Raw genomic sequence first — 17,596 nt, 5'->3', positions numbered from 1 at the left:
TGAATAGTTACATGTTTACCACATACGATCAACTTAACGTTATACTGTGAGCCATAATGACCAACCAACAGGTTCAAAATGATTGATTCAGTCATACTTTCCATTATTTATGGTCTAGGGATTGCCCTGCAAATGGTGCTGCTTCTTTTTTTGCTGCGTCGCTATGAACGGCTACAACAAACCTTGACCACGCAATTTCAGCAATTGCATATGGATTTGCAGCAAGCACAGCAAATGAATCAACAGACTATTTATGAAAAAATCACTCAAGGCCAATTAACCAACCAGCAAATAATCACCGAAACCGTTCAGAGGCATATGACGGATGTGCGTGAACAGATGAATCATAGTTTTAAACAGCATGCCGGTTCTTTAAGCGCCCATTTACAAACCTTGACTGAAGAGATTCGCAATCACTTACACGGTTTAACTCAGCAAGTTAATCATCGTTTAACAGAAGGCTTTGAAAAAACATCATCCACATTTACGGATGTTATCAAACGACTAACCATCATTGATGAAGCCCAAAAGAAAATCACTGAATTATCCACCCATGTGGTTAGTCTTCAGGATGTTCTAGTCGACAAACGCTCCAGAGGCGCTTTCGGCGAAGTGCAATTATCCACGCTTATTGCCAATATGATCCCCAGCCAACATTACAGCATGCAGTACACGCTAAGTAATCAAAAACGAGCGGATTGCATTTTATTTTTACCTGAACCAACGGGTAATGTGGTCATCGATGCTAAATTTCCCTTGGAAACTTATCAAAAATTAATCAATATACAAGCGGGCTCCGTAGAAAAAAAATCCTTGCAGCAGCAATTTCGTCAGGATTTACAAAAACACATCAAAGACATTGCTGAAAAATACATCATTCCTCATGAAACAGCCGATGGCGCAGTCATGTTTATACCGGCAGAAGCTATTTTTGCAGAAATTCATGCCAATTACCCTGAAATCATCTCGCTCTCTCAGCGCCTGAAAGTCTGGCTCGTTTCACCCAGTACTTTAATGGCCGTATTAACGACCGCAAAAGCGGTGCTAAAAGATGACTTAACACGTAAACAAGTTCATATTATTCAAAAACACTTGCAGGCATTGGCCGATGATTTTCAGCGTTTTGAAAAGCGCATGGACAAATTATCAAAACACATTGACCTAGCGCATCAGGACGTCAATGACGTGAATACTTCTGCCAAAAAAATCACACAACGGTTCCAAAAAATAGAAGCCGTTGAGTTAGAAAAACATGAGGCAATGCAGATTGAAGAAGTCGGGGAATAATAATCTCATGGCCCTCACGGAACCAAACTGACAGGCTCATCAGTTACTTCATGCGGCTCATCTTGCACCTGCCTATCAATATCAATAACATGCTCTTCAGTTGACGTACCAATCTCAATGACGCGCTGATCCTGACCCTCTTCTGCAGGCGGTGGATTCACATGATCAGCACCCTCATTTTGAGGTATGTTAACAGACGATTCCAGCTCATCAGGGTTTAAATAGGGATCTTTTGAACATTCACCAGGAACCCAGCCCACGAATAATGTTCCTTGATATAACAGAGCCAACATAAAACTAAGCTTACAAAGCGTTGAATTTACCTCATCACACTTTGCATCTTGAAAGAACTGTACCGTTGTAAGTACAAGTTGTAAGGTAGAAATCGTTGTTTGTAACGCATGAATACCTTTTTCTGACGTATGCGTGCCCCGTCTAAATAATGCGTGAAAAGAAAGAAGAGACTGCACACATTTTCCTGGTATCATGGCCGATGGATTAAGATTTTGCAGAGCCATATTTCCAACTTCTACACCAGCATTTCCCCGTTGCGTATTGCGATGGCATCTTGAAGATGTATAAGACCTAAACCCTGCGTGCCTCCAAAAATCAGTCATCATCATCCTTGTTTATTGAGTTAAACTTTATAGGCATTGTAAATTTAAAATGATTCGATGTGAATGCAAATTGATTTGCAGGCCGTATATGTTATGCTATTTTTATATCATTGACTGGAATTAGTAATGCGCTCATTACGTTTGCTTCTTATAATCCCCATGCTATCCATATTTTCAACGGCTATCGCTGAGAATTATTGCGCCAATCCTTGCCCAAAACCAGGTGGAACCTGTTACTCTCCCTGTCCTAGCTGTTGTGAAAATATGGGAGGAGTCAGTTACTGTGATTCATCAGCGGGTCGTTTTGTGTGTAGAAATGGCTATTATTCATCCTGTTACTGCTCACGACATGCCGTCATGGATTTGCAAAAACTCAAGGGTTGTTGTTTATGGCAAGGCGGTGTCATGTCCACAGACGAGCAAGGGCTGGTTGTTTGTAATAATGGCGGAGTATCGGAAGTCTGCAGCACGCAAAATGCGATGGATAAAATTTCCTGGTGACTATAAGTCATTTTTTACATTCATTAAATCCGATTATCGCTTTCAGTAATCAGTTACCGCCTAATTGCAATCACACTAAAAAATTTTATAAACCAGCAAAATAAAAACCATAATAACCATTCCAATATCTTCCGTTAAAGTGACGGTTGACAATGGCACATCAAGCGCAGTACCCATACACGGACAATTAATATCCAAACCTTGACGTAAAGCTTTAATGACCCCAACCGCACCAATGGTCAGTATAATAATAGTTATAAGATAGGTAAGGATGGGTAAAAAAAACGAGAGATAGGCCAATCCTAAACCTAATTCCAAGAATGGGTAGAAATAGGCATAGAGTCGTGAACGTTTGGCAAGTATATCATACATTTTAAATCCATCAGCAAAATCACTGGGATGAAAGAGTTTCAACAGACCAAAAATAACAAGAAAAATACCCATAAAGTAATGCATTACGACAGGCATTTCACCATTCACATTCCAGTTAATGGCTAACGCTGCTAAAAACGATACAATAATTAGAGACATTAGAGGCCAGTATCGTTTTATGGATTGATTGTTTGCTTTTTCAGGCATTTTATTTCCTTGTCTTGTTCTATTGTTACAGGCCCTAATAAAAGTAAGATAGTAGAATTTATAATGCATGGCAAAAACAAGGTAAATTTAAATAAGTAATTTCTTTGGTATACCTGTTTTGAAACACACTCAATCAGGCTGGACAAATAATATGCCAAGCCTCATAATCTCAATCCTTTTAAATCATTTTTAAGATGATAAAGTCAGTACCGAACGAATGAAAGTAACTTTTTTATAATGCCATGCCAAATCCATTGATTGAACTTAAACAAATCCATAAATCCTATGGAGCCACTGATGTTTTAAATAATATCTCATTGTCAGTTTATCCAGGCGAATTTTTGACATTACTTGGTCCATCCGGTTGTGGCAAAACGACGCTGTTGCGTTTGATATCAGGATTTGAAGCCCCATCTTCTGGTGAAATTTTCATTAATGATGCTTGTGTTAATCACCTTCCTCCACAGAAACGAAACGTACACACCGTTTTTCAAAGTTACGCTCTATTTCCACATTTATCCGTCTTTGAAAATGTGGCCTTTGCTCTGCGTTGCCGACAAGTTAAACAACATGAAATCACAGAGCGAGTCGATGAGGCTTTAAAACTTGTTCATCTGGAATTATTTGCCAAACGAAGTATCCGCCAGTTAAGTGGCGGTCAGCAGCAGCGAGTTGCCATCGCCCGCGCTATTGTCAACCGCCCGCAAGTACTACTTCTTGATGAGCCGTTGAGTTCTCTTGATTATCGTTTACGCAAAGCCATGCAGTATGAACTGAAACAATTGCAAAAAGCCTTAAATATGACCTTTATTTTTGTCACCCATGATCAGGAAGAAGCCTTATCCATGTCGGATCGCATTGTCATTTTTAATCATGGTCACATTGAACAAATTGGCACACCAAGAGAAGTCTATGAAACACCAAGCAATCTGCACGTTGCCAAATTTATCGGTGAAGCCAATATTTTTGATATTGAAGTCCATGCACTAAATGAAGGGTATTTGCAGACTGAAATTGAATCCATTGGTCTTCAATGTAAAAATACGGGAGGCTTTCAACCAGGCGAAAAAGTTCACTTGATTATCCGACCCGAAGATATCCGTGTCTGGGGTCAAACGGAAGTGAGTGAAAGTGCAGACATGTTGCCGGGAAAAATCGTAGATATTGTTTATAAAGGTTCAACGGTCGATCTTAAGGTGAAATTACGCTCAGGCAAGATCATCAATGCTTCCGAATTTTTCGATGAAGACGATGACAAACTTGAATATTCATTGAATGAAGACGTTTGGGTGCACTGGCTGCCTGGATGGGAAGTACTGCTGCCTTATGAAAGCTAAACCTTATTCGCTTTATTTCCTATATTTCTGGTTAATAGCATTCGGCTTTGTGCCGCTGGGGTTAATCTTTATTACCAGTTTTCTCTCAAAAGACAGCGGGCATTTAGTTTCACTGCCATTTACCCTAAGTCATTATGCCGAATTATTTTCCCCATTATTTGCCAAAGTATTTTTGCGATCATTTATTATTGCACTTGTAACAACGCTTTGTTGTCTTATTCTTGCTTATCCTTTCAGTTATTTATTAATCAAATCCAAACACCAATCCGTTTTGCTGTTGTTGATCATCATCCCCTTTTGGACCAGCTCATTAATCCGAACCTATTCTCTTGTTGCTATATTGAAATTTCACGGAATCTTAAACGCCATTCTGCTGAAATTGCATCTTATTGACCAGCCACTGTCGTTGCTTTATACCAATTTTGCAGTGATCAGTGGATTGGTTTATAACTTGTTTCCCTTTATGGTACTGCCTATTTTTACCAACATGGAACGTTTTGATTTTAGATTAATTGAAGCAGCAAAGGATTTGGGAGCCAACCGATGGGCTATTTTTTTCCGGGTTTTTTTACCAAATACGGCCGGAGGAATCATTTCCGGTTGTCTGCTGGTATTGCTGCCGGCAATGACCTTATTTTATATACCCAATGTTTTAGGTGGAGCACGTTCTATTCTGCTGGGTAATATGATTCAAAATCAATTTCTCGTTTTGGAAAACTGGCCGCAGGGAGCCGCGACCAGCACTATTTTAACAGCACTTTTGTTGCTTTTACTGTTTTTTTATCGTCGACATGGGCGGGAGGTTATCCATTGAAGACGCTGCTGCAAAAATCCTATCTCTTTCTTATCTATATTTTTCTGTATTTCCCGATTATGATTTTAATCTTGTATTCGGTTAATCAAGCAAAATTTTCATTGCAATGGCATGGGTTTTCTACGTATTGGTACATTGAACTTTTCCACGATCGTGAGCTCTGGTCTGCCTTTTTACACTCAGTCATCCTAGGGCTTAGCGCTGCCACCATAGCAACCCTGGTGGGCTTATTTACATGCGTCCATTTCTTTCTACACCGCAACAATCGTCGTCGCCGCTCATTATTTGCCATGTTGTTATTATTAGTCATTATCCCTGATCTGGTATTAGGGGTCGCCTTACTGATACTGTTTAACCTCATTTCATTATCACTTGGTTTTTTCAGTCTGCTGATTGCCCATATCACCTTCTGCATTCCTTTTGTAATACTTACCATCAACAGCCGAATTCACACCCTGGATGCCAATATTTATTACAGCGCATTGGATTTAGGCGCCAGCCACGCAAGAGCACTTGCGAAAATTTTATTACCCTTGTTATGGCCTGCGGTTCTAAGTGCATTATTGCTTTGTTTCACACTGTCATTTGATGACGTCATTATCAGTTATTTTGTTGCAGGACCTGATTTTAATATTTTGCCTTTAACTATTTATTCTTTAGTTAGAACAGGAGTCACTCCTGAATTAAATGCTTTATGCTCAATCACGTTTTTTATTTCAATGATTTTAGTAATCATCGCTCATCGATTAGCACGGAAATCGACATGAAACAAAACGCACGTACTCTTTTTTTATCGCTCATTGTCTTATTCACTGCTCCGATTCATGCTAACAAAGTAGTTAATGTGTATGTATGGGGAGGAGAAATACCCAAATCTGTCATTCATCAGTTTGAACAGGAAACGGGAATCAAGGTAAATTTCTCCACCTATGACAGCAATGAAACCATGTATGCCAAATTAAAAGCAAGCCGACAATCCGTGTATGATGTCATCATGCCTTCTGGTTATTATGTAGAACGGATGAAAAAACAAGGCATGCTAACTAAGCTCAATCGCAATAAACTACCTAATTCGGACAACATCGACCCACTGTTTACAAAAAGCCAATATGACGCTGGCAATCATTACAGCGTGCCACTCACTTGGGGAGCCACTGGTATTTTTTATAATGCCCAGTGGGTGCATGACACGCCTAAAAAATGGCGTGACCTATGGGAAAAACGCTGGCATCGCCAACTATTATTGCTTGATGATGCTCGTGAAGTCTTTTCAATCGCTTTAATGGGCTTAGGCTATCATCCTAATGATAAAAACCCCGTACATATCCAGCAAGCTTATGAGAAATTGCTCGCCTTGGTTCCTAATATTAAACTCTTTGCCAGTGACAGTGTACAAGCAATCATTATTGATGAAGACGCCATTGCAGGTTCAGCCTGGAATGGCGATGCTTATAAAGCACATTCAGAAAATGAACACATTCATTTTATTTATCCCCAAGAAGGATTTGTTATCTGGGTTGATTGTCTTGCTATCCCAACGCATCCTCCTCATCCAGAAGAAGCCTATGCATTTATCAACTTTATGCTTAAGCCAAGTAGTGCTGAACAAATTGCCAGGCAGGAAGGTCACGCCATTACAAATACTAAAGGAAAAGCTCGACTGCCGGAAACCTTACGTAACAATCGTATGATTTACCCTTCTCAAGAAACACTCAAGCGTGGATATGTGCAACGAGATGTTGGCGATGACACCATCGCTTTATACAATCAGTATTGGGAACAATTAAAACTTTCTTTTTAAATAGATCTCTTGCCAAACTTTTTCAAGCCTCTCCCTCATCCTTTTTAATTTCAGGCAAACGCTGCATGTTTTGATCTGGATACAGCTGTTTTAGACCTCGTATAAAGGTGCCTTGCGCATTGAGCAATGCCAACACAAGACCATCTCGCCCATCCAGAAAACCTCGTTGCAAAATAAAACAACGAAAAAACATCCAGCCGGTAGCAATGATTACCCTGATGATATCGGTTTTCTTCTTTTGGGCAATACGAACCTTAGCACTGTAAGAAGAATAACGATTCATTTTGTAGATTGCATGCGAAATATCATAATAAGAATGATGTCGGATTGCATTCTTGATTTTTCCAATTTTTGCTGCAGAAGGTAAAATAATTTTCTCATGAACGATGTCATGGCTGTAATGAGCATCTTTTCTTTTAAACAGTCGAATATGCCGCGAAGGACTTCCGGAATAACGCTGTTCTTTACCGTAAAAACACATACGAATCGGAATCTGATAAGCATCGGCTTTATCGGACGCCATAGCTTCTATGATCTCTTGCTTTAAATCTTCATCAACCGATTCATCTGCATCAAGGTTAAATACCCAATCGCCAGTCGCAAGAGATAATGCACGATCTTTTTGAATGCCATAGCCTTTCCAATCAGTTTCATAAACATTCTCAGTGTATTCCAAAGCGATGGTTGTTGTCTTATCCGTACTTCCGGAATCCAGCACAATAATCTCATCAGCCCACTTGATCGATTCCAGGCAAGATCTTATTCTTTTTTCTTCATTTTTTGCTATGATAATCACGCTAAGCATAGAATTGGTATTCAGCGAGGCTTTTCAGCATTTTAACCAAACCCCTAAAGAATTGTAAGAGGCCATGCGTAACCTTGTCTCTGGATCGGCATTATCCTCTCACGCTATCCAGAGAGGAAGCACCCGTTTTGCCAGGTGCTTTAACAAACGCCTTCCCGATAATCATGACAATCAAAATGCAATTTTCCATCTTTCACTTTCAAGGTTACATGTCCACCATTAGCCAACTTACCAAACAGTAACTCATCAGCCAGCGGTTTTTTAATATTTTCTTGAATCAATCGCGCCATAGGCCGCGCTCCCATCGTTTTATTATATCCGTGCTCTATTAACCATTCACGTGCTGGCTTTTCAACCTTAAAGGTAACCGCTTTATTGCTTAATTGTTCTTCAAGCTCCATGATGAATTTGTCTACAACCAAACCAATGGTTTTCACATCGAGTGCCGTAAAGTTAATAATGGCATCAAGACGGTTTCTAAATTCAGGACTGAATTGACGCTTAATCACTTCCATGCCGTCGTTGCTGTTATCTTGGAAAGAAAACCCAATGGAATTACGGCTGATTTCACTTGCACCCGCATTACTGGTCATCACTAATATGACATGACGAAAGTCAGCTTGGCGTCCATTTGTATCCGTCAGTGTGCCATGATCCATAATTTGCAACAGCAGGTTAAATACATCAGGATGTGCTTTTTCAATTTCATCAAGCAACACCACGGAATGCGGATTTTTTGTGACTGCTTCCGTCAAAAGCCCGCCTTGATCATAACCAACATATCCCGGAGGCGCGCCAATTAAACGGGATACCGTGTGCTTTTCCATGTACTCAGACATATCAAAGCGTAACAACTCGATTCCCAATACATTCGCAAGCTGTCGAGTCACTTCGGTCTTACCAACCCCAGTTGGACCGGCAAAAAGAAAGCAACCTACTGGTTTTTCTGGTTCACGCAATCCGGAACGAGCCAATTTGATGGCTGAAGCAAGCGCTGTTATGGCATCATCTTGACCGTAGACCAATAGTTTCAAATCACGTTCAAGATTTCGCAGCGTATCTTTATCTCGTGCTGATACTTTTTTAAGTGGAATTCTTGCAATTTTTGCCACAACGCTTTCAATTTCAGTAACACTGATAAGTTTCTTGCGCTTACTTGCTGTTAAGAGATTTTGATAAGCACCTGCCTCATCCACCACATCGATTGCCTTATCAGGTAGAAAACGATCATTGATGTATTTGGCAGATAATTCTGCGGCCGCTTTCAAAGCTGGAATTGAGAATTTTACCCCATGATGGGCCTCTAACCTCGCCTTTAATCCCTTCAGGATTTCAAATGTCTCGTCAATGGTTGGTTCAGAAATATCGATTTTCTGAAATCGTCTGGCAAGCGCACGATCTTTTTCAAAGATGCCACGATATTCCTGATAAGTTGTTGAACCAATGCATTTCAACTCACCATTCGCTAACAGTGGCTTAATCAAGTTTGAGGCATCCATCACACCTCCTGATGCAGCCCCTGCACCAATAATGGTGTGGATTTCATCAATAAACAGTATACCGCCTTCTTGATCGCCCAATTGCTTTAAAACTGCTTTTAAACGTTTTTCAAAATCACCACGATATTTAGTACCAGCTAACAAAGCGCCCAAATCTAATGAGTAAACGACGCAATTTTTTATCGCCTCAGGAACTTCTCCGTCCACAATCCGACGTGCTAATCCTTCGGCAATGGCCGTTTTTCCAACCCCGGCTTCCCCTACCAACAAAGGATTATTTTTACGCCGCCGGCACAAAACTTGAACGGTACGTTGAATTTCTTCATGACGACCAATCAATGGATCAATTTTGCCTAATCGAGCACGTTTGTTGAGATTCATACAATAACTTTCTAAAGGCGATTCATTTCCTTCAGAAACCATCATATCCTCATCCATGGATGAATTCATATTATCTTGTAAATCATTATTTTGATACTTAGATACCCCATGTGAAATATAATTAATGACATCCAATCGCGTAATATTTTCGCGACGCAAAAAATAAACAGCCTGGCTTTCTTGCTCACTAAAAATAGCCGCAAGCACATTTGCTCCACTGACTTCCGTTTTGCCAGCAGACTGCACATGGAAAACAGCCCGTTGTAAAACTCGCTGGAAACCAAGCGTCGGTTGCGTTTCACGCTCTGATTCATCTTCGGGAATTTTTGGTGTTGTTTCATCGATGAATTCGGTTAAATCATGTCGCAATGATTCAATATTTGCATCGCAGGCCTGCAAAACATTGCCTGCAGCAGGATTATCAAGCAGCGACAAAAGCAAATGCTCCACGGTCATAAATTCATGACGTTTTTCTTTTGCTTCTTTGAAAGCCAGATTTAGGGTGAATTCAAGCTCTTTATTTAACATGATCGCTGCTCCTCCTATCCAGCACTGCTCATTATTCCGGCTCCATTCTACACAGCAATGGATGTTCATTACTCCTGGCATAATCATTAACCAGGACAACCTTCGTTTCTGCTATATCACGTGTGAAAACCCCACACACACCCCGTCCCTGGTAATGGACCTGAAGCATGATTTGTACGGCTACTTCTTCATTTAGCCGAAAAAATCGCTTCAGGACCTCTACAACAAATTCCATCGGCGTGTAATCATCATTGAGCAGTACAACTTTATATTTTCGAGGCTCTTTAAGCTGCGGCAATGCTTTCGATTCTGCCGTTTTTTGCTCCGCGATATCCTCTAAATACCACCCACTCATTTAATACACCCTTTACTAATTTTATAGACTTACATGGCTCATTTGGCCAGTAAAATCGATCAATTTTACATATGTTTTATTATAGCTTGTGCAAAGCCAGAACAGCTAACGCATGTAGCACCCTCCATCAATCGCGCAAAATCGTAAGTCACTGTTTTAGCTTCTATTGCTCCTTCTATGCCAGCAACAATCAAATCAGCCGCTTCTACCCATCCTAAATGACGAAGCATCATTTCCGCAGACAAAATGATTGAACCTGGATTGACCTTGTCCTGACCAGCATATTTAGGTGCAGTACCATGCGTTGCTTCGAACACGGCAACACGCTCACCTATGTTGGCGCCTGGAGCGATACCAATCCCACCAACCTGCGCTGCCAATGCATCCGAAATATAATCACCATTTAAATTTAAAGTCGCGACTACGCTGTATTCTTCTGGTCTCAATAAAATCTGTTGTAAAAAAGCATCAGCAATGACGTCTTTAATAATAATGGGTTGACCATTTTTAGGATTTTTAATTTCCAGCCATGGGCCACCTTGATATTCTTTGGCGCCAAAATGATCTTTGGCAACTTGATATCCCCAATCCTTAAAGGCACCTTCAGTAAATTTCATAATATTGCCTTTATGGACTAAAGTAACAGAATCACGTTGATTATCAACGGCATACTGAATAGCTGCTTTTACAAGACGCGACGTTCCTTCTTTGGAAACTGGTTTAATTCCAATACCACAATGTTCTGGGAAACGGATTTTTTTGACCCCCATGTCCTCACGAAGAAATCGAATGATTTTCTTTGCTTCTTCTGAATCAGCCTGCCACTCGATTCCAGCATAAATATCTTCAGAATTTTCACGGAAAATCACCATGTTGGTATTCCATGGCTCTTTGACTGGGCTTGGTGTTCCTGAAAAATAACGAACTGGACGAAGACAGGTATAAAGATCCAGTTCCTGACGAATCGTAACATTTAATGAACGGATGCCGCCCCCAACTGGGGTCGTCAAGGGACCCTTGATCGATACGGAAAATTGCTTGATTGCTTCCAATGTTTCTTTTGGCAACCATTGATCATGACCATATACTTCTGTTGCTTTTTCACCAGCATAAATTTCCATCCAGGCAATTTTCTTTTTATCGCCATAGGCTCTTTGTACGGCCGCATCAACCACGTTCAGCATGGCTGGAGTAACATCCACCCCAATACCATCTCCTTCAATAAAAGGAATAATTGGATGGTTAGGGACCTGCAAGCTTAAATCTTCTTTGACATGAATGGTTTCACCTTGGGCAGGTACATTAATTTTTTCAAATGACATGAATATCTCCGTCTAATTAAAGACGGTCATCATAGCATGTGAAAAACATTATTTCAGCCAGGACCAATATTTATCCATGGCGAAAGAACGCAAGAGCTTTATCGATACGCAATTTTGGTCAACAACACACTGTCTGCTAATATCCTTATCCATGGCCACATCATCATGGCAACGATCGAACCACAAACAACATTCAATGGTGTATATTGATAACCAGCTACTGCATCAATAAGAAGTATAACGAATTGATATATAGCGCAAGATAACAAAATCAATATCATTTGTTGACTAATAGGAAAAAAATTAAAACGCCGTGCTTTGCCTGAAATAACCCATGTGGTCAACAGCAAAGCAAAAACATGTTCACCAATAATCGTAGAGAGCAATACATCCAAACAAAGACCGATTACAAAAATAAAAATGACGTTAAAGAAACGAGGAAGAAAAAATTGGATATAGAGAATCAACAGCAAAGCCCATGATGGTCGAAATTCACTCAACCAGACGGGTAAGGGGATAATAGTCAACGCCAATACAAGCAGCAAAAGCAGTAAAAATCGAACTTTAAAATAAATCATATTCAACACTTAACGTAGAACATATCCAGAAAACGAAACGCATTAAACTACGGCTTGGGTAGCCTGAATAGCGCTTGCGATATCCAGGAGCATAAGCTCTAGGCATGTTGCCTGGAATCGTCAAATACATTCATTCGCTCAACGATCTGGGCAGTTAATTCCGCATGCTCTTTCCCAGGCCAGATGAGTAACACTAACTGATTGCGGTTTAATAATGCCATTGGACTCACGCTCACTTTAATGAATTCTTCCCCGGGCATGTGTTTCACCTCTTCCACTCGACCCACAGGATACCCTTCAGGATAACGTCGCCCAAGCCCTGATGTTACTAATAAATCACCTTTCATGATAGAAGAAGATTTAGGTAAATTAATCAAAGATAATTGACTCATATGGTTGGTGCCCACAAGGATAGCACGTTCTCCTGTACGATTATTCTGAACGGGCACAGCACTTTTGGCATCTGAAATTAACAAAACAGTACTCGTCATCGAACCAACGTCAATAATTTGCCCCATCACTCCCTTGGCATCTAATACGGGTTGGCCAGAAAAAACACCATCGCGCTTGCCCTTATTTAATACTAATAATTGTCGCGAATTACTCGTATCCACAGCAAGAATCTGCGCGGCCATTGCTCGAGTTTTAGTATTCGTGGACGTTAACAATAATTCTTTTAGTTGAGAATTCTCATTACGAATCACAAGTAATTTCTGCAATTGTGCTTCCAGCATCGTTTGCTGATAGCGCAACTGAATATTTTCATCAATCAACGCCTTTTTGGAACTGACGACCGATTTTGCCCAACCGATGATGCGTACTGGATAATCAACCGCATATTGCAATGGTGCAACAAAAAAAGAAAATCCACTACGTAGATTGTCAAGGGTCCGATAATGAAAATCAGCAATCATAAGAATAAAAGAAAGCAACAAGGCAAACGCAAAACTCAAGGTTGATCGTCTGCCTTGGCCAAAAAGAGGATTTTGAGAAGCATTATTCTGTTGAAAGAAAATCACCGCCGCGCAGATCCATGGTTTCCAATGCCTTACCACCACCACGAGCAACACAAGTGAGTGGATCTTCTGCAACCAGCACAGGAAGGCCGGTTTCTTCCATCAATAACGTATCCATATTTTTTAACAATGCCCCACCGCCTGTTAGAACCATACCACGTTCTGCAATATCGGCGGCTAATTCAGGCGGAGCTAGTTCAAGTGCTGCACGAACCGCCCCAACAATACCTGATAAAGGTTCTTGTAATGCTTCAAGGATTTCGGCACTTGTCAGAGTAAAACTACGCGGCACTCCTTCCGCTAAATTTCTGCCCCGTACTTCAATTTCAAATAAATCACGACTTGGAAATGCAGAACCGATTTCATGTTTGATACGCTCTGCAGTGGTTTCACCAATTAATGTACCGTAATTACGACGTACATAGGAAACAATCGCGTCATCAAATTTATCGCCACCAATACGGACGGATTGATGATAGACAATGCCGCTCAGTGAGATAATGGCCACTTCAGTTGTACCGCCACCAATGTCAACGACCATGGAGCCACTGGCTTCTTCAACGGGCATACCAGAGCCTAATGCTGCGGCCATTGGTTCCTCAATGAGAAATACTTCTCGAGCACCAGCTCCCATAGCCGATTCACGAATGGCTCTTCGTTCCACTTGGGTGGAACCGCAAGGCACACAAACCAAAACGCGGGGACTGGGACGTAAAAATCGATTTTCATGAACCTTATGAATAAAATGCTGTAACATTTTTTCTGTTACAAAAAAATCGGCAATCACACCATCTTTCATTGGCCTTATTGCATTGATATTTCCTGGCGTTCTACCAAGCATGCGTTTGGCTTCAAGCCCAACCGCTGCCACCCTTTTTTGCCCTGATTCATTACGCAGGGCAACAACCGATGGCTCATTTAAAACAATACCCTTATCCCTGACGTATATCAGTGTATTTGCTGTTCCCAAATCAATGGACAAATCATTGGAGAACACCCCCCTTAATTTCCTGAACATGATCTCTACTACCTCGATCGGTTTTTGTGAGCACTTTAACTCAAATTTGGATAAAAATCGACTGATCTTTGTAAAAGATTTTAGGGCCGACCTTACTGCAACAGGACTTACAAAAAACTTCAAGGTCAAGGCAAAAAGAAATTTTGATGAAGAAGTTTAGACAAACTAAATGACCGAATCAAAATATCTTTTTAACACAGAGATCGAGGTTTTTCGTAAGTCCTGTGCAAAAGGGTAGAACACTCCAGCTTTTTATTCTACAGAAAATATTTCCTGCAATTGTGCCAGATGATGTTTAACAAACGTGCGGCCAATCCCGCGTACCCGAGCAAGATCCTCAATGGATTTAAACATCCCATGTTCTTCACGATAGCGAACAATAGCTTCTGCTCTTTTGGGGCCAATGCCTTTCATTGAATGAATTAAGGTCTTAATATCCGCTTGATTCAAATTAATTTTAACGGGTTGAATGGTCATTCCTGCAAGAACAGAGGATGTTGGGTTTGCTGACAACGCAGCAGAAATCGATGCAGCCATAAAAAATAGTACAGCAGCGCTCAGAATTGCTTTCATAACAATCTCCTTGTTTGATTGGACTTTACTCTTGTTTCTTCTCTGACAAGAGAGATTTAGTATTGCAAGATTTTTATTAACTGTCGAGAATGCTCCTCAATCAGTTAAGTCAAATTGCTTGTGCAAAACATAAGCCACGCAGGCAGTTACTTTCTTCACCATATCAAGATGTAAAAATTCATTGGGGCCATGAGCATTTGAATTTGGACCTAATACGCCCGTTATCATAAACTGTGCTTCTGGAAAAACTTCACCCAACATGGCCATAAAAGGAATGGTGCCTCCTTCCCCCATGTAAATGGCGGGTTTTTGAAAAAACTGCATCGAAGCCTCATAAACAGCATGGGTTAACCAATCAGCCATAAGCGGTGCATGCCACCCCATCGCATGGTCATGAACACTAAATGATGTTTTTGTCTGATAGGGCGGATTTTCCGTCAAAATTTTTTCCATGGATTGCGCCGCTTTTTTTGCATCCACCAAGGGAGGAAGGCGCATGGATAATTTCAAGGAAGTCTTAGGTCGCAGAACATTTCCTGCTCTGGCGGCGGTGGGTAATCCTTCTGCGCCAGTGACCGACAGCGCTGGTCTCCAGGTACGATTTAAAATCAATTGCTGTGCATCTGAAAGAACAGGTTTGACGTCGTGAAGGAAAGGAAAAACATCATAGACCTGTTTACCTAAAACGGCAGCACAATCTGCTGCTTCATTAATTCTTGCAGGAGGTATATCGCAATGTAATTCCCGCAATTTGATCTCACCGCTGATTTCATCTTCGATGCGACTCATTAAACCACGGGCAATACGGAAACTATCTGCCACAATGCCGCTGGCATTGCCGGAATGAACGCCTTCGGACAGTACTTCAACCGCTAATTCCCCAACCACATTGCCACGTAGAGATGTGGTCATCCATAATTGTTCATAATTCCCGGCTCCTGAATCCAAACAAATAACCAGTTTTGGATATCCTATTTGTTCTTTGACTACCTCAATGTAATAAGGCAAATCATAGCTGCCACTTTCTTCACAGGCCTCAATGAGAATGACGCAACGGGCATGAGACAAATTCTGTTCTTGCAGAGCACGAATCGCTGTAAGGGCAGCATACACGGCATAACCATCATCTGCACTGCCTCGGCCATATAACCGTCCTTCTCGTAACACAGGCTGCCAAGGCCCAAAACCTTCCTTCCAGCCAGTCATTTCCGGTTGCTTATCCAAATGACCATACAGTAAAACAGTGTCTTCGCTCTGCCCAGGAACTTCGATAAATAATAAGGGTGTGCGGCCATCAAGGCGCAGTACCTTCAATTTCATTTGTTTTGGCGCATGAACCTCACACCATTCTGCAACATGAGCTACGGCTTCTTCCATGTAGCCATTTTCTTGCCATTTTGCATCAAAATGCGGTGATTTATTGGGAATCTTGATGTAATCACAAAGACTGGTAAGAATGTTTTCCTGCCATTGTTTTTCAACATACTCAAACAGTTCTTGCGGATTCAACATGTCCTATCTCCTGAATGATTGTCATGAGATGATCGGTTGCCGAGTGAATATTCAACGCGTTTATTTTCTCAATGATTTCCTTCTCGCGTGTGCTTACTTTATCAACTGCAGCCAATAAAGTTTCAGGGGTAAGTACTTCCTCATCAATCACAACACTGATGTCCTGCTGTTGAAAATAGCGCGCATTTTGTATCTGATCACCACGACTGGCACGCCGTGATAATGGAATAAGGACATGCGGTTTAGCCAAAGCCAAGATTTCATATAATGAATTAGCACCTGAACGGGAGATGATCAATTGACTCGCGGCAAATAAATCTGCCAGCTCTTCTTTTGCATATTCTAATTGACAATATCCTTTTTTATCCAAAAGCAACGGTTCAATTTTGCCTTTCCCACATAAATGAATCACTTGAAATCGCTCACCTAAAAAATCAAGTGCCTTTCTTACACAGGCATTCATTGCGTTCGAGCCTTGGCTGCCACCCATTACTAATAAGCAAGGTTTATCTTCATTAAAACCACATAATGCTAATCCTTTCGTTTTACTGCCATGAAATAATGCCTTACGAATCGGTGTGCCTGTTACTTCAACTTTATCAGGATGTTTAAAATGCTTTTTTGCTGCGGCAAACGTCACGCATATTTTGTTAACGAAGGGAAAACTTAAGCGATTGGCAAGCCCTGGAGTCATATCAGACTCATGAGCAATCACAGGAATACGATTCAGCCAAGCTCCCACGACAACGGGAAATGCAACAAAACCGCCTTTGGAAAAAACAACCTCTGGTTTTAACCTGCGAATGAGGAAATAAGATTGGATAATACCCGCTATAATTTTTAGAGGGTCAATAAAATTTTTCCAACTAAAATATCGGCGTAATTTACCGCTGTTTACCTGATGATAAGGAATGGAAACCGCCGATATTATCTCTTTCTCAACGCCACGCGGCGAGCCGATATAATGAATGTCCCAGCCATTAGCCTGCAATGCTTCAATCAGTGCTATATTTGGCGTCACATGTCCAGCCGTCCCACCGCCTGTCAATATAATTCTATGATTCATTATATCC

18 protein-coding genes are annotated in these 17,596 nt (G+C 41.0%); 6 read left to right on the top strand and 12 right to left on the bottom strand.

Annotation, left to right across the window (positions count from 1 at the left end):
• Positions 1-78: 78 nt before the first annotated feature.
• On the top strand, positions 79-1,287 hold the full coding sequence (locus E1O52_RS02705) for a DNA recombination protein RmuC (RefSeq protein WP_133127165.1): 1,209 nt from the start codon (positions 79-81) through the stop codon (positions 1,285-1,287).
• Between the two features lie 14 nt (positions 1,288-1,301).
• Here E1O52_RS02705 and E1O52_RS02700 read toward each other — a convergent pair whose 3' ends face one another.
• Positions 1,302-1,805: a hypothetical protein gene (locus E1O52_RS02700; RefSeq protein ID WP_133127164.1), complete on the bottom strand. Its 504-nt coding sequence runs from the start codon at positions 1,803-1,805 to the stop codon at positions 1,302-1,304.
• A 225-nt stretch (positions 1,806-2,030) separates the two neighbouring features.
• Here E1O52_RS02700 and E1O52_RS02695 point away from each other — a divergent pair, with 225 nt between their 5' ends.
• Complete coding sequence (locus E1O52_RS02695; protein WP_207384158.1) at positions 2,031-2,405, top strand: neurogenic locus notch; 375 nt, start codon at positions 2,031-2,033, stop codon at positions 2,403-2,405.
• A 75-nt stretch (positions 2,406-2,480) separates the two neighbouring features.
• Here the strand turns inward: E1O52_RS02695 and E1O52_RS02690 are convergent, their stop codons facing one another.
• A complete protein-coding gene (locus E1O52_RS02690; RefSeq protein ID WP_242602132.1) occupies positions 2,481-2,984 on the bottom strand; it encodes a MauE/DoxX family redox-associated membrane protein in 504 nt (167 codons plus the stop codon).
• 242 nt (positions 2,985-3,226) lie between these two features.
• On the opposite strand from E1O52_RS02690, the gene potA reads away from it, so the two are divergent.
• From potA to E1O52_RS02670, 4 genes are read left to right on the top strand one after another with little or no spacing between them, the layout of a single operon-like run.
• Positions 3,227-4,321 carry a spermidine/putrescine ABC transporter ATP-binding protein PotA gene (potA, locus tag E1O52_RS02685; RefSeq protein ID WP_133127162.1) on the top strand — a complete coding sequence of 365 codons (1,095 nt, stop codon included), beginning with the start codon at positions 3,227-3,229 and terminating at the stop codon, positions 4,319-4,321.
• A complete protein-coding gene (locus E1O52_RS02680; RefSeq protein ID WP_133127161.1) occupies positions 4,311-5,135 on the top strand; it encodes an ABC transporter permease in 825 nt (274 codons plus the stop codon). Before potA ends, E1O52_RS02680 begins: the two co-directional genes overlap by 11 nt.
• Positions 5,132-5,902, top strand: coding sequence for an ABC transporter permease subunit (locus E1O52_RS02675; protein ID WP_133127160.1), 771 nt, complete (start codon positions 5,132-5,134; stop codon positions 5,900-5,902). Before E1O52_RS02680 ends, E1O52_RS02675 begins: the two co-directional genes overlap by 4 nt.
• Positions 5,899-6,936, top strand: coding sequence for an ABC transporter substrate-binding protein (locus E1O52_RS02670; RefSeq protein ID WP_133127159.1), 1,038 nt, complete (start codon positions 5,899-5,901; stop codon positions 6,934-6,936). Before E1O52_RS02675 ends, E1O52_RS02670 begins: the two co-directional genes overlap by 4 nt.
• A gap of 22 nt (positions 6,937-6,958) precedes the next feature.
• On the opposite strand, the gene E1O52_RS02665 is transcribed toward E1O52_RS02670, so the two are convergent.
• The 10 genes from E1O52_RS02665 to E1O52_RS02620 all read right to left on the bottom strand — a co-directional run bounded on the left by E1O52_RS02665 (position 6,959) and on the right by E1O52_RS02620 (position 17,589).
• Positions 6,959-7,741: a glycosyltransferase family 2 protein gene (locus E1O52_RS02665; RefSeq protein WP_133127158.1), complete on the bottom strand. Its 783-nt coding sequence runs from the start codon at positions 7,739-7,741 to the stop codon at positions 6,959-6,961.
• A gap of 140 nt (positions 7,742-7,881) precedes the next feature.
• On the bottom strand, positions 7,882-10,149 hold the full coding sequence (gene clpA, locus E1O52_RS02660; protein ID WP_133127157.1) for an ATP-dependent Clp protease ATP-binding subunit ClpA: 2,268 nt from the start codon (positions 10,147-10,149) through the stop codon (positions 7,882-7,884).
• 31 nt (positions 10,150-10,180) lie between these two features.
• A complete protein-coding gene (gene clpS / locus E1O52_RS02655) occupies positions 10,181-10,504 on the bottom strand; it encodes an ATP-dependent Clp protease adapter ClpS (protein ID WP_133127156.1) in 324 nt (107 codons plus the stop codon).
• A gap of 65 nt (positions 10,505-10,569) precedes the next feature.
• Positions 10,570-11,826, bottom strand: a complete 1,257-nt coding sequence (gene icd / locus E1O52_RS02650; protein ID WP_133127155.1) for an NADP-dependent isocitrate dehydrogenase — start codon at positions 11,824-11,826, stop codon at positions 10,570-10,572.
• A 98-nt stretch (positions 11,827-11,924) separates the two neighbouring features.
• A complete protein-coding gene (gene mreD, locus E1O52_RS02645; RefSeq protein ID WP_133127154.1) occupies positions 11,925-12,404 on the bottom strand; it encodes a rod shape-determining protein MreD in 480 nt (159 codons plus the stop codon).
• Between the two features lie 98 nt (positions 12,405-12,502).
• Positions 12,503-13,423 (bottom strand): rod shape-determining protein MreC, encoded by a 921-nt coding sequence (mreC, locus tag E1O52_RS02640; RefSeq protein ID WP_133127153.1) that lies wholly within the window; start codon positions 13,421-13,423, stop codon positions 12,503-12,505.
• Positions 13,401-14,438, bottom strand: coding sequence for a rod shape-determining protein (locus tag E1O52_RS02635; RefSeq protein WP_025385468.1), 1,038 nt, complete (start codon positions 14,436-14,438; stop codon positions 13,401-13,403). Before E1O52_RS02635 ends, mreC begins: the two co-directional genes overlap by 23 nt.
• Positions 14,439-14,690: 252 nt before the next feature.
• A complete protein-coding gene (locus E1O52_RS02630) occupies positions 14,691-15,011 on the bottom strand; it encodes a ComEA family DNA-binding protein (protein WP_133127152.1) in 321 nt (106 codons plus the stop codon).
• A 96-nt stretch (positions 15,012-15,107) separates the two neighbouring features.
• A complete protein-coding gene (locus E1O52_RS02625) occupies positions 15,108-16,523 on the bottom strand; it encodes a M20 family metallopeptidase (protein WP_133127151.1) in 1,416 nt (471 codons plus the stop codon).
• Positions 16,498-17,589: an undecaprenyldiphospho-muramoylpentapeptide beta-N-acetylglucosaminyltransferase gene (locus E1O52_RS02620; RefSeq protein ID WP_133127150.1), complete on the bottom strand. Its 1,092-nt coding sequence runs from the start codon at positions 17,587-17,589 to the stop codon at positions 16,498-16,500. The genes E1O52_RS02625 and E1O52_RS02620 overlap by 26 nt, the downstream gene beginning before the upstream one ends.
• Positions 17,590-17,596: the final 7 nt, after the last annotated feature.

It is taken from the genome of Legionella nagasakiensis, from assembly GCF_900639915.1.
Lineage (GTDB): Bacteria > Pseudomonadota > Gammaproteobacteria > Legionellales > Legionellaceae > Legionella_A > Legionella_A nagasakiensis.
This window is presented reverse-complemented; position numbering and strand designations above follow the sequence as displayed.

Bases quoted from the DNA above. Each gene is read 5' to 3' on its own strand.
- E1O52_RS02705 (WP_133127165.1), top strand. From the start codon at position 79: ATGATTGATTCAGTCATACTTTCCATTATTTATGGTCTAGGGATTGCC.
- E1O52_RS02620 (WP_133127150.1), bottom strand. From the start codon at position 17,589: ATGAATCATAGAATTATATTGACAGGCGGTGGGACGGCTGGACATGTG.
- E1O52_RS02635 (WP_025385468.1), bottom strand. From the start codon at position 14,438: ATGTTCAGGAAATTAAGGGGGGTGTTCTCCAATGATTTGTCCATTGAT.
- E1O52_RS02630 (WP_133127152.1), bottom strand. From the start codon at position 15,011: ATGAAAGCAATTCTGAGCGCTGCTGTACTATTTTTTATGGCTGCATCG.
- E1O52_RS02695 (WP_207384158.1), top strand. From the start codon at position 2,031: ATGCGCTCATTACGTTTGCTTCTTATAATCCCCATGCTATCCATATTT.
- clpA (WP_133127157.1), bottom strand. From the start codon at position 10,149: ATGTTAAATAAAGAGCTTGAATTCACCCTAAATCTGGCTTTCAAAGAA.
- E1O52_RS02670 (WP_133127159.1), top strand. From the start codon at position 5,899: ATGAAACAAAACGCACGTACTCTTTTTTTATCGCTCATTGTCTTATTC.
- icd (WP_133127155.1), bottom strand. From the start codon at position 11,826: ATGTCATTTGAAAAAATTAATGTACCTGCCCAAGGTGAAACCATTCAT.
- E1O52_RS02680 (WP_133127161.1), top strand. From the start codon at position 4,311: ATGAAAGCTAAACCTTATTCGCTTTATTTCCTATATTTCTGGTTAATA.
- E1O52_RS02625 (WP_133127151.1), bottom strand. From the start codon at position 16,523: ATGTTGAATCCGCAAGAACTGTTTGAGTATGTTGAAAAACAATGGCAG.
- E1O52_RS02690 (WP_242602132.1), bottom strand. From the start codon at position 2,984: ATGCCTGAAAAAGCAAACAATCAATCCATAAAACGATACTGGCCTCTA.
- mreD (WP_133127154.1), bottom strand. From the start codon at position 12,404: ATGATTTATTTTAAAGTTCGATTTTTACTGCTTTTGCTGCTTGTATTG.
- E1O52_RS02700 (WP_133127164.1), bottom strand. From the start codon at position 1,805: ATGGCTCTGCAAAATCTTAATCCATCGGCCATGATACCAGGAAAATGT.
- E1O52_RS02665 (WP_133127158.1), bottom strand. From the start codon at position 7,741: ATGCTTAGCGTGATTATCATAGCAAAAAATGAAGAAAAAAGAATAAGA.
- clpS (WP_133127156.1), bottom strand. From the start codon at position 10,504: ATGAGTGGGTGGTATTTAGAGGATATCGCGGAGCAAAAAACGGCAGAA.
- potA (WP_133127162.1), top strand. From the start codon at position 3,227: ATGCCAAATCCATTGATTGAACTTAAACAAATCCATAAATCCTATGGA.